Raw genomic sequence first — 12927 nt, 5'->3', positions numbered from 1 at the left:
TCGGGTCAATGCACACTACTGCCAGACAGCAATGTAAGGAGGTCACTCGCTTCGATGATTCAATCTCCCCACGATCTTATTCTGTTTTCAAGCAGGGATCATATCTCGTTTATCACGAACAAAGTAGACACAGACTATCACAACCATAATTATATCCAGATTACGATAGGTCTCAAGAATGATTTTCACATCACAATTGAAGAAGAGCCCCTTCGGGTGAAAGGGATCATTCTCGATTCCAATACACACCATAAGTTGCACGGCCGCCAGGAATGGCAATGTTACATATTAGTCAATCCTGAATCTGTCTTTGGTGAATTACTGAAGCGAACATATCTGCAGGACACCCGTTATTATGTATTGGCAACTCATCAAGCCGATCCATTGCAGCAATTGGCTGCTCAAACCCTGTTCTCGCTAACTGGCTCCGCCGGGTACAGCGAGTTCATCACCACATTCAAACAAATATTAAAACTTCATGATTCTGCAATCGAGCATGCTCTAGATGATCGCATTCAAGATGTAATAACCTGTATCGAAAAGTACCCCATACATGAACTGTCGGTCAAAAATCTCAGTCAACTGATTTATTTATCGGAGAGCAGACTGTCACATTTGTTTAAGGAGGAAATGGGGATTTCTTTAGTCAGCTATATTCTCCATCACAAATTGGAAATGGCATTCCATTATATATTTGGCGGCTTCACGATTACAGCGGCAGCGCTGGAGGCCGGCTTCAATAGCTCTTCGCATTTTACCCGCAGCGTACGGGATAAGTTGGGGATGTCTCCGCGAGCAATTGTACAGAATAGCAGATATTTGCAAGTCAAGGAACCCGGTTGCCCTTATATTTAATCTAAAAAGGGTGAAAGGCATGAACCGATATTTGCAAGCGACAAAATTAGTCGATTTTAACCATCCTTCGATTCAACAATTGATTACGCAGCAGCAGTGGCATAAGCTCAATGAATATGAAAAAATCCGCCGCGTGTATGATTATGTGCGTAACAGCATCAAGTTCGGCTATAATCGGGGCGATGATATTCCCGCCTCGGAGGTTCTTCAAGACGGTTACGGGCAATGCAACACGAAAAGCATTCTGTTAATGGCATTATTGCGGGGAGTGGGCATACCTTGCCGAATTCACGGGTTTTACATTGATAAACAAATGCAAAGAGGAGCTCTTACCGGAACCATCTATTTATTTGCCCCCCAGAAAATTGTTCATGCATGGACTGAGGTATATTTCAATAACGAGTGGCAGGCGCTAGAAGGCGTAATCATTGACGATTCTTATCTGGATCGAGTAAAGGATAGACTGTGCAGCGTAAACGGGGGTTATATCGGATTCGGCATATCGGTAAAAAGCAAAGAACGGATCAATCTCTGTTGGCAAGGACAAAGCACATATGTTCAAAATTTTTCGATTACGGAGGATCTCGGTTATTATGACAATCCGGATGAATTTTTTGCGAAATACAACAATACGAACGGATTCATAATTAAGAGTCTATTTAACTTTTTGCGCAAAAGAGTGAATAAAAGGGTGGGGTCAATCCGAGACGGCAAAGGCTAAAGCTTCATCCAGGTGTACTGATAAGGGTTCCCATAAGAGAACCCTTTTTTTCTTATAACTTTGTATCAAAAAAAGGAACTAAAGCGATGAACAACATCGCCGGGCTGCATCCTGCTTGGATAACCGAATATTTCGTATATGCTTGTTCATCATTCATCATCGCGCTCGAAGAAATCGCATTGCATTGCCCGCCCAACTGTGATGTGCGACACGGCCGTCTTTGTCATGTCCTGCTACATTGTATCGGCTCATTATTTCTCTAATATAGGCACATATCCGTTTCCGATGAATATACAGGTAAGGAATGGTATATAATTCCACAACGAAAAGAGGAGAACATCCATGTATCATAACCCTTACGGATATCCGACTTATATGCATCACCATCCATATGTTGATAATTCCTACAATCGAGCCCCTCAATTTGAAAATAAAATTGGACAGTACTATATCCTTCCGAAGCCTGTGCCGCTTCCAACAGGCTACACCATTCCAGCTAATACACGCGTTTTTATCCATAACGTTACACTTACCGCCACAGGTGAAGAGTTAGTTACATTGGTAGCTCCGATTCTAAAAGGAGGGAACTGGGTATCTGAGACGATTAAAGATATCCCTGCATCGCAGCTCTAAAAGTATGAATGTAACAAATAGATTTCTTATAAGGAAGTGAAATACAAGTGATTCACTATAATTTATATACAAGACAAACTACTGGAACGCTGATGGTATTTTTATTTGAGGGAAACAAAGCCAAGCCTATTATTGGAGCCACAGTAACAATATCAGGGAACAATCAAAATATAACACTTCAAACAAATGAATCTGGTCAAACCCAAGCAGTGACCTTGCCGGCCAAAGAACCTTACTCCAACTATACTGTCAATGTTTCAGCTAGCGGATACACCTCTGTAAAAATTGATGGTGTGCAGGTTGTCCCAAATACTACAGGGATTCAAGAAATTCAAATGACTCCCACTGGTCAAAGATGGGATTATCGCCCAATTGATGAACACACAATCCCTCCACATAAATTAGATACGCCCGAACCTGAAAAGCCTATTGAAAATCCGCTAACGAAACAAGAACCCCAACCTCGTCCTGATGGGCCTGCTATAGGCCTATTAATACCTGAATATATTATTGTACACGATGGAGCGCCCAAGGATAGATCTGCGCCTAATTATCGGGTGAAATTTACAGATTATATCACCAAAGTAGCTTGCGGAGAAATATACTCGAACTGGCACAAAGAAGCTTTAACAGCCAACATTCTTTGTATCACCTCGTTCACCTTAAATCGCTTATATACACAAGAATATGAAGGATTCGATATTACATCCAAGATCCAATTCGACCATAAATTCGATCCTCGCCAAACCGTATATGGAGAAATCGTGGAAGTCGTAGATACGATATTCAATCAATATGTAAAACATCCGGATCCTCAATTAAAGCAACCCTTTTTAACCGAATATCGATCTTATGAAAGACGTTGTACATTAGGCCAATACAAAAGCCAGAAACTTGCGCTAGAAGGATATAAACATCTGGATATTCTAAAATACTTTTATGAACCATGTTATAAACCGATAGCAACCGCTTCAAGCCCTGGTGTAATATTCCAAGGACGTCCAACTCCGCCTCCAGCAACAGTCTTACAAGAAGGCGCAACCGGTTCCGATGTACGTGAAATTCAAGTCTATTTAAAAGAGATCTCTAAAAAGTACAGTCAAATACCTAGCCTAGAAGTAGACGGTACTTATGGAAAAGGAACAAAAAAAGCCGTTGAAGCCTTCCAAAAAATATTTACGATACCGCAAAATGGAATTGTCGACTTCCGAACATGGTATAAAATCACAAACCTCTATTATTCTATATTAGAATATAGGGATACTTATGAATCTATCCCGCAGCATACAGCCTTGCCAGCAAACCCATCATCTTTTAATCCAGAGTTAATCAATCAACATCATCTTGCTCACCAACACCATCATCATCTAAATAATCACCGAAATATTCCGTATTATTACAACTACTTTTGAGTTGAAGTAGCTGCTGAGTTTTTGGTATTTACATGCCAATGAAATTCAGATGATGCCTTCTACTTTCTCATTTGGTTCACTAAGGTGCAGGGCAGAGAATTCTGCCCTATTTATCGCCATATAACTAAACTTTCACGGTATTGTACATACATTCTCCTAGAGGATATCCGTCAGCATCCACACTTCCTTCAACTGGTACCCCTTGATCATCCGTACACCATGATTGACTTATATAGGTTTTCCCCCATGACATATTGTTGCCAAGTGCGACCAACATATATTCATCCTTCCTTCTATTCATATTCCCGTAATAAATGGACAAACCTACATATGTGAGGTTGTAATCGACGCCTGTAACATTATTTTTACCGTTTCAGCAACGTTAAATCAAAGGGGGATGCTATAGCATGGCAACCAAGCATCTTGTCATCATTCACGGTCGTGCCAAAAAACCTGAGTGCAATGAAATGGAGCGACTTGTACGGACTTCTTTAATTGCCGGACTAAGACGAGTCAATGAAAATGCCGCGATTGCAGTTGAACAAAATACAATCAAGATGACGTTTGTCTATTACGGTGACATTAACAATCGGATTTTGATTAAAGACGATTCAAATCTAAAGAAAAAAATGGTGGAGGTTAACGGGAATTGGTATGTGAGACCAGGGAGTTATGATGCGGATTTACAGCACTTGTTGGAACGTCCAACAGATAGGCATACAGAAAAGGACTATGAAGAGTGGATTCAAGATGCGGGACTCATTAGAATATATGACGATTTGGCAAGAGTGATGAGCCCGATCTTCTCCATATTCGGCGCCGAGGATAGAATGATTGCTAAACTGCTGCCTGATTTAGGATCCTACTTGCTTAGCCGTGTTGTCGGATCAGAAATCCGTGAAAGACTACAGCTGCCTTTAAAAAAAATCTTGCTCGAAGATGAAGACATAGCATTGCTTTCTCATAGTATGGGGTGTATGGTTTCGTACGACGTATTATGGAAATTCTCTCGGATGAGCGAATATAAAGAGCTATGGGACAAAAAGATAAAATTATGGATGACTCTAGGAAATCCGCTGGGTGAACCAGCCGTTCAAAGAAATCTATATGATTCCAACGAACCGCAAGACGGCCGGTACCCGAAAAACATCATAAACTGGATCAACATCAATGCGAAAGACGACTATGTAGCACATGACGGTGATGTTAACGATGACTTTCATTTAATGCTCAGCAGAAATCTCGTTCAAAAAATTGAAGACTTCCCTAGAATATATACATTTTGGAAAGATAGCGATGGTACCTACAATCCCCACAATTTTTTCGCCTATCTTAACCATCCTACCGTAGCCGACCAGTTGAATAAATGGATTCAGGATGTATAAATTTCAATAGCGGCCAAATCAAAGTGATGCGCAACAAAAAAGGCACCAACATAAGAGTTAGTGCCCTAGCGGACATCCAATTAAATTGTAAATCTATCTCTTTCAATCTTGTATAGAGAGTGAAACACTTTATGAAGAACTCGAGGCAAACCGCACGGCGCGGCTAATCAAGGCCGGCAGCACCGATATGTGGCCTTCTCCCTCGAACTCTTTGAACTCTGTGCGCACGCCATGGCTTGCGAGAGCGGACAGACGTTCCGCAAGCTCCCGCGCGTTTTCATTCATGCAGCTCCAGTGTAATTTCTCGTCTTCCCCCGCCGCTATCATGATGTTGACGCTGATGTTGTTGTCCTGCTTAACACGCGATACGAATTGACGCTCCGCTTCAAGCAGGAACGACTTGTTCCAATGTATGGAAGGGCTGCCTGCAACATACGTCTGGAACGTATGCGGCTTCGTCAAAAACACTTGCAGCGCAAACAACCCGCCCAAAGAGTGGCCAAAGATCGTTTGTCTGCTCTTATCGATCTCGTACTTGCGCTCGATCTCAGGCTTCAGCTCCGCTTCGATAAATTCCAAGAACGCGTCCGCTCCGCCCATGTTCGCCACGACGCTGTCCTTCGGGCTAAAGGGCAGCTCTTCAACTCGGGTTGGCAAAGTAAAGTCGTGGAAGCGGGACGGATCGAACGGCGCCTCCGTCTGGTATCCAATTCCGACGACAATCGCCGGCTGCACCCCCGTCTTCTCGGAAGCGCGTGACTGCACACGGACCGCCTCCACCATCGTACCGAATACGGAGTTGGCATCCAGCACATAGATGACCGGGTATCCCGCAGACGGCGATGCCTCGCTGGGCTTGGCCACGAATATCCGATAGTCGCGGTTGCCCCCGCGCGAACGCATATCCCATTGTTCCGTCCGCGGTATGGTGACCGTGCTGGCGGCGGCTTCATTGACAGCCGAAGCGGTCTGGATGTTATCCTGGTTAGCCATTCTCTCTCATTCCTCCCTGCTTCTATCCATTGCGCTTTTAGTTCCGGCCCTTTTTTCTGTACAGTAAAAATATGAAATAAGGAACCCCGATAATGGCAATAACGATGCCTACGGGCAATTCCGCTGGCGCGAAGACCATCTTGCCAATAAAGTCAGAGACCAGTACAAGCACAGCCCCGACGATACCGCACACTGGAATGATGCGCCGATGCGCGTTGCCGACAAGGCGCTTCGCGATGTGAGGGGCCATCAGGCCGATGAATCCGATGCCTCCCGAAACGGATACACAGGCGCTCACAATGCCGATGCTGCATAATAAGAGCACCGCTTTTTCTTTTTCCGAGGCTACGCCTACGCTGATGACACTATCTTCATCCAGATGAAACAAATCCAGAATATAAGACTTTCTCACGATGACAGGAATGAGAAAGACGAGCCACGGAACAATAGACAAAATATATTTCCAATTGGCATTGTAAATGCTGCCCGAGTTCCATACTACCGCCATCTCAAAATCGCTGGAATTCATTTTCAAAGTCAGATAGAGCGAAACAGCTCCTAAACCTGCTCCTATCGCAATACCGGTCAACAAGAGACGCTGCGATTCAAGCCTTCCATCCTTCCAAGAGAACAGATAGATAAGCATGGCTGCGAGAAGCCCACCCATTAAGCCGAACAGCGGCATCGCAAAAATGGACGCTAAGCCATCTCCCTTAATCTGTCCTTGAAAGAAAAACAGAAAGATAACCATGGCCGCACTGGCCCCTGAGTTAATCCCCAAAATCCCCGGATCGGCCAACCCGTTTCTCGTAATGCTCTGAATGACCGCACCTGCAATTCCCAACCCCATGCCGACGAGCAGGGCAATGACGATCCGCGGCAGACGGAACTCCAGAATGACCAGATCCTGATCAGGCTGCGGGTCAATGCGCAATAACGTGCGAATGACATCCATGACCTTTATGTCAAAGGCGCCGTTCGTCAGACTCAAATACATAGTAATAAAAATAATGGCTATACCGACGACCAATACCATGGCGTAGCGGCTTCTAGATATTTTATTCACGCTTCCCGCCTCCCCTCGTCCGGATTAAATAGAGAAAGAAGGGAACGCCAAGGATGGAAGTGACGACACCAATCGGCATCTCAAACGGATAATTGACGAACCTGCTGAGCACGTCGCACAAGCCGAGGAATATTCCTCCAATCACTCCGGCACAAGGAATAATCTTTTTATAATCGACACCTGTCAAGAAGCGCGCAATGTGAGGAACAATGAGTCCCACAAAGCCGATCTTGCCTGCGAGCGCTACCGAAATGCCCGTTAAAATGACAACGCTCAATGTAGCCATAAACTTGATCAGCTTCGTTTTTTGTCCCAGGTTTACGGCAATCTCTTCACCAAGAGAAAGAACCGAGATTGATTTTGAAATCCAGATTGCCATCAGGATGCCAACCACTGCAAAGGGAAGCGCCAGCTTGATAAGTCCTGGGTCCAACTGATGCAGCCGCGCATTAAACCAAAAGCTGATATTTTGCGATACTTGAAAATAGGTTGATAAAGCAGCGGAAACACTGCTCAAAAATGTGCCGATAATCGTCCCTAATATAGCCATCCGAACTGGAGAGAGCCCTCCGGGAAGCAAGGTGGCCAAGCCAAAGACGATAACGATGCTAAGCGCTGAACCCATAAAGGAGAACATGATCATGTCCATCGACGAAGAATTCGGCATAAAAACCATGCAAAGAGTAATGGCAAAAGCCGAACCGTCGGTTACTCCCATAATAGAAGGGGATGCAAGATAATTTCTTGTCATCCCCTGCATAAGCGCTCCCGAAATGGCCAGGAAAGCTCCGATTAACAGAGCTCCGACTGCCCTCGGGAATCTAGAATGCATAATAATCTGATGATTTACATTGCCCGGATCGAAATGGAACAGCGCGTCGCGAATGGTGCTAGCCTCGATGTTCTTGGCTCCATATAAAACCGACAAGAGGATTGTAAGCACAATAAGAAACGGTGAACTCCATAGGATTAGGGCAGAAGCGGAAATCCTTGATCGCATATCCCTCTACTCACTTTGCTTGAACTAGTTTGCTGTTTTTAACGGCTTCCAAGAAAGCAATTTTGCTGTAAGCTGTGCCGCCTTGAGCAGTCGGATCGACCAGATTGACAAATAAGTTGTCATTTTTCACTGCATTGATACTTTTCCAGATCGGATTGTTTTGCAAATCTTCCAGCACCTTAGGCGTATCTTTATTTTCAGTTTCCGAGAACTGAACGAACAGGTAATCCGGGTTAATCTCGGACAGCTTTTCTATAGAAATGTTTTGTTGAGCCTTCGCTTGCTTCACTTCTTCCGGTACCGTTGCACCCAGATCCGCATATACCGACGGGTTGAAGAACACATCTTCAGGGTAGATAAACATGCTGCCAGCTCGGACTCTGAGTGTCAGAACATTTTTATCTTTAATGATAGGCCCGATTTTTTCCTTCAAGGCCGCAGTCTCGTCATTGTACTTTTGCAACGCTTGCTTAGCTTGCTCCTGCTTGTCTGTAAGCTCGGCCAGCAAGTTCAGGTTGGCTTCCCAGTCGGTCGCAATATGCGATACCGGAATGGTTGTCGTGACTTTGTTCAATTTCTCCAGGGCTTCGGCAGGGAATTTCGTGCTTGCCAGAATGACATCCGGCTTCAGCTTCAAGATGGTTTCAATATTTGGCTGAGACTTCTCCCCGATTCCTTCCGCGCCTTCGGTAATCTTGGCGAACATCGGCGCGAATTGACCACCAGTAGTCATAGCCCCAACAGGTTTTACGTCAAGCACCAGCGCATCTTCCATCGATTCCACCGATCCGGTGATAACGATTTTCTCTACTTTCGTTGGCACTGTGTATTCTTTGTCCAAATAAGTAATCGTTCTTGATTCCGATTGGGCGCTCGACGCACTTTCGCCCGTGCTGCCTTGAGACGCGTTTTCCGTTTGCGCGCTCTCCGCCCCGGCATTTGCCGGCTTGGCTTCCTCTTTGGCTCCGCAAGCCGATAACGCAAACACCATCACTAATGCTAATCCTAATGCCCATACTTTCTTTTTCATTCTACTATTCCCTCTCCATCGTCATATAATGGGAAGCTTCATTCTGAGAGCTTCCGGTAAATGTGTGCATAATGCAGCCGTTCATCTTGGTCTGTACCGGCTTCACCTTGAAGATGCGCCCCGCACCCGGGACACTCCTCTGAGCTATGTATAGATGCTGCCCTCCCCCATTCATCGAACAAGTGCCACGGCATACCTCCCAAATGATTAAATCCGGCTTTTGTTGAAAACGATTATCACTATACTGATAACAATTCTCATTAAGATTATAAACCACGCCTCCCACAATCGAACATGGACAATATCCAGAATCCTTTTGGACGATTTCCATATGGCACACGATTAGGAGGAGGCTGTCTGAACATTCTCACTCAGTTGCTTCAACAAGTCATCCACCATTCGTTCACAGGCGTAGGCGGAATATTCCCGCCATGGATCGGAAGAGATTAAATATACATGGTTCCTGCGGACTGCTTTCAAATCCCGCCACTGCCGGGAGGTTTGCAACGATTGCCAATGGCTTAATGAATCCGGCTCTTGACATACGTTCAGCAAGATCCGATCCGCATCCAGCTCCGCCACTTGATCCAATGTTATGGCTTGTTTGCAAGGAGCGGGCTCGACGCCGGGCACCATATTCAACTGCAGATCATGGTATAGCACATCATTCATTCCCCGAGCCGGACAGACATGATAGTGTTCCTTATAAATGCTCATAACGAGAATGGTATCGTCCTGCAATTCCCGATTCAGCCGCTCCCGGGCGCACTTCACCTTCTGCTCATAGTTGAGCAGCCAAGAATCCGCTTCTTGCGAAACTCCCAAAAATTGAGCCGTCGACTTCAGTTGCTCCCGCCAATCTTGTTCCTTCCATGGAACATAAAATACAGGCGCAATGTTTTCCAGCTGTTCCTTCTCGCTTGGGTGCAAATGATCCTTGTCGCAAATCACGATGTCAGGCTGGGCAAGATGAAGCGCTTCAAGATTGGATTCCCAATCCTGATTAAACCGGTAGGCGCTCAGGTGCACGGGAATATCTGCCCGATACGTTTTGTGATAATATGCCGTCCATTTCGGGTGCAGCGGAGCGGCATATGGAATCATCTTGAGCGCCAGCAATTGCCCGAGTATGGAAGCAGTATAAGCTACGATTTTACGGCGGCGGTTTTTCATATAGACGGTAGGTGATACCCCTACTACTTGCTTGAACTTGCGGCTAAAATAAAACTCGTCGTTATACCCCACTTGATGAGCAATGTCACGCAGCCGGGCGTCCGATTGGGCCATAATGTGCTTTGCGCAGTTGAGCCTCACTTCCGTAATATAGTCGATTGCGCTCTTGCCATAGGTCTTTTTGAATAAGTCAACATAGTACTTGGGGCTAACCTCCGCTATGCGAGCCAACTGCTCAATCGTCAGGCTTTCATTATAGTGGCTCTCGATATATGCCTTGGTGCGATCCAACGCCGCACGAGGGTCTGACTCCGGCTGAAGCCGCATATTTTTCAACGAACAATACAATAATTCCTGAAAGGCTGACTGCCCGCGGAATCGTTCTAGAGGATCTTCGCTGCGCCAACAGTTATACAGCAATTCACATAAAATAATCATCTCGGCAGCGGAATGAATCGGCAGTTCTCCTTGCAGCGGGAACGCCTCGGCCAATTCCGACTCATGATAGATATCGAACTTGACGACATACATCTCCACTCCTTCCTCTGCCGCAGTGGATACGCCGACAGTTTGCCCGGGCACAGCGAAATGGACGGCATCCTGCCTCAAACGGTAATCCTGAAGATCCAACGTCAATCGGCCCTCGCCATTCTTTACTATAAACAGGACATGCGATTCAATGAGCTGATGCTCCATCTGGCCGACACGCGCCAATTCGACGCTTCTAAGCTTGAACCACAGATTGTCCAGTAATGTATGTGTCTGTTCTGGACTTAAGCGTGGATGTTGCAAAATGGACACCCCTATCAAAATTCGAAAATGATAATCATTATCACTATATTAAATTAGCATAATGTATGAACTGCGGTCAAATGAATTCAAGGTACAAAAAAATAGATCCGCCTCACTGCGAGACCGATCCATGTACGCACACTTTTCCGCGTATTCACTCTATTAAGAGAAAAAGAGGGCTAAGAAACGACCAAAGAGGCGTCGATGGTGTCAGGGTCATCCAAACGTTCCGCTTCGAGTAGTTACGAATCGGCTCTTCACAACCCCCTTTCCATTGGAATGTATGTTTTACGTTTTTTTATCATTATTTGTAACTTTTATAGTTAGATCTTCGTTTTTATTTAGAGTAGTATGACATACAAAGGAGAGTGAAAATTTGTGAAACAATCGAAATGGATAACGGCTGTCACCTTGGCGGCTCTGCTGCTTGGCGGTATACCATCTGCATACGCCGCTCCTATGTACAACCCATCGGACGGAATCACGGCAGGATCAGAAAAATCGGATACAAGTAAAGCAAAGGCCGGCATAATAGCGAAGGATATCCAAAAAGTCAACAAGGCTCGGGGCGATTCACTGTATAGCCCGCTTTACAATAACCGTTCAGAGGACCGAGAGGCCCTTGCCGCTATCGCTGCTTTCATAAACACCTTACAGTCGAAAGGTACTCCGTACACGTTGACGGAAGAAGAGAGCGATTCGCACCGTCAATCTTTCCAACTGCGTATGAGTGTGGAACAAAAAGATAAACCGGACATTCGCATCATGCTGTACAATACAGACACGTTGGTCTTCGGAGAAGACGCTTACAGCTACAAGGTGCAGGATGCAAAATTGGCCAAATTCTTTATGGAACAATTTCAAGAGGCGCAAGAGCCAAAGCTTCCGTCATCCGTCTCGTTCGGCGAAAGCATTACGATCAAAGGAGCCAGCAGTGGTAGCGAGTCGGGAACGGTCGATGTCTTTCTCATGCCGGCCCCTCCATGGGAGTCCTTCACCTCCGCGAACGGAATCGAATATCCGGCCAAGAATGCGATTTGGCTATACCGGAGCATTACGGAGTTCGGGCGCTACGATTTCACATTCCAAATGCCGGCATACGGACGAACTCTGGACGGGAAAAGTGTTGCCATCAAGCCCGGGAACTGGGACTTCGCTATACATATGACTACTTATATGATGGCTCAGTCGGTGATGATCAAGCCAGCCTCCGATCCCGTTCTTGCCCTGCAAGGAATTCCATTGGCGAACGCCAAGCCGCAAATCCGTCAAGGCAAAACGCTCCTGCCGCTCAGGCTCGCCGCTGAGTTGACGGGACATGACATCATATGGGATCAGAGGCACCGCCGAGTCGGTATCGATACAGACGCGAAGCTGTTGGCCGCATCCCCGGCATCCCGGGACATCGAAGTGTGGTTGGCAGGCAAGCCTGTGAAGACGGAAATCGCGCCGCTTCTTCTCCAAGGCACCGTCTATGTTCCGCTTGAGACGCTGACGGCCCATCTTGGCGTGAAGGCGGAATGGATGGCCGAGAACCGTGTCGTGAACTTGAGCTTGCCGACGGTACTGCTTAAGCCAGACATACACACGAACGATGCGGACGTACACGACATGCTGCAACTTCTGAACGAATATGTGAAGCAATATAACGCCCATAACGAGCAGTCCATCAAGCCGTTATTTAATAATGAGATCAAATGGGCTCGCAGCTTTGCGTATCGTCCACAGCAGATTACGGCGGTTCGGAATCCGACCGTGACGGACAAGAAGGAATCGTACGCAAGCGTGAACATCAATTTTGTCTACGTGTCCGCATCAGATTATACTTTTTAGCACATCAGTAAGTGAGGTGAAGAGCATAGCAAAA

11 protein-coding genes are annotated in these 12927 nt (G+C 46.0%); 6 read left to right on the top strand and 5 right to left on the bottom strand.

Features of this window, described 5'->3' with window-relative positions; all coding sequences use genetic code 11:
* Positions 1-54: 54 nt before the first annotated feature.
* The 5 genes from A372_RS0129705 (at position 55) to A372_RS0129685 (ending at position 5006) form a co-directional block, all read left to right on the top strand.
* Positions 55-855 (top strand): helix-turn-helix transcriptional regulator, encoded by an 801-nt coding sequence (locus A372_RS0129705; RefSeq protein WP_019424583.1) that lies wholly within the window; start codon positions 55-57, stop codon positions 853-855.
* A gap of 19 nt (positions 856-874) precedes the next feature.
* Positions 875-1576: a transglutaminase-like domain-containing protein gene (locus tag A372_RS0129700; protein WP_019424582.1), complete on the top strand. Its 702-nt coding sequence runs from the start codon at positions 875-877 to the stop codon at positions 1574-1576.
* Between the two features lie 342 nt (positions 1577-1918).
* Positions 1919-2209, top strand: coding sequence for a hypothetical protein (locus A372_RS0129695; protein ID WP_019424580.1), 291 nt, complete (start codon positions 1919-1921; stop codon positions 2207-2209).
* A 47-nt stretch (positions 2210-2256) separates the two neighbouring features.
* Positions 2257-3621, top strand: a complete 1365-nt coding sequence (locus tag A372_RS0129690) for a peptidoglycan-binding protein (RefSeq protein WP_019424579.1) — start codon at positions 2257-2259, stop codon at positions 3619-3621.
* A gap of 407 nt (positions 3622-4028) precedes the next feature.
* Positions 4029-5006, top strand: coding sequence for a hypothetical protein (locus tag A372_RS0129685; RefSeq protein WP_019424578.1), 978 nt, complete (start codon positions 4029-4031; stop codon positions 5004-5006).
* A 129-nt stretch (positions 5007-5135) separates the two neighbouring features.
* On the opposite strand, the gene A372_RS0129680 is transcribed toward A372_RS0129685, so the two are convergent.
* From A372_RS0129680 to A372_RS0129655, 5 genes are all read right to left on the bottom strand, one after another.
* Positions 5136-5999, bottom strand: a complete 864-nt coding sequence (locus tag A372_RS0129680; protein ID WP_019424577.1) for an alpha/beta hydrolase — start codon at positions 5997-5999, stop codon at positions 5136-5138.
* Between the two features lie 37 nt (positions 6000-6036).
* The gene (locus tag A372_RS0129675) at positions 6037-7035 is read right to left on the bottom strand and encodes a FecCD family ABC transporter permease (RefSeq protein WP_192813648.1); all 999 of its coding nucleotides are present in this window, start codon (positions 7033-7035) and stop codon (positions 6037-6039) included.
* Between the two features lie 22 nt (positions 7036-7057).
* Positions 7058-8065, bottom strand: coding sequence for a FecCD family ABC transporter permease (locus A372_RS0129670; protein ID WP_026011368.1), 1008 nt, complete (start codon positions 8063-8065; stop codon positions 7058-7060).
* 10 nt (positions 8066-8075) lie between these two features.
* A complete protein-coding gene (locus A372_RS0129665; protein ID WP_019424574.1) occupies positions 8076-9095 on the bottom strand; it encodes an ABC transporter substrate-binding protein in 1020 nt (339 codons plus the stop codon).
* A 342-nt stretch (positions 9096-9437) separates the two neighbouring features.
* Positions 9438-11060, bottom strand: a complete 1623-nt coding sequence (locus A372_RS0129655; protein ID WP_019424572.1) for an AraC family transcriptional regulator — start codon at positions 11058-11060, stop codon at positions 9438-9440.
* A gap of 378 nt (positions 11061-11438) precedes the next feature.
* Here A372_RS0129655 and A372_RS0129650 point away from each other — a divergent pair, with 378 nt between their 5' ends.
* Positions 11439-12893, top strand: coding sequence for a copper amine oxidase N-terminal domain-containing protein (locus A372_RS0129650; RefSeq protein WP_019424571.1), 1455 nt, complete (start codon positions 11439-11441; stop codon positions 12891-12893).
* The last annotated feature ends 34 nt before the right edge of the window (positions 12894-12927 follow it).

The organism is Paenibacillus sp. OSY-SE, assembly GCF_000283315.1.
GTDB classification, from domain to species: Bacteria; Bacillota; Bacilli; order Paenibacillales; family Paenibacillaceae; genus Paenibacillus_B; species Paenibacillus_B profundus.
The sequence above is the reverse complement of the archived record's forward strand: the minus strand, read 5'-3'. Positions and strand labels throughout refer to the sequence as shown.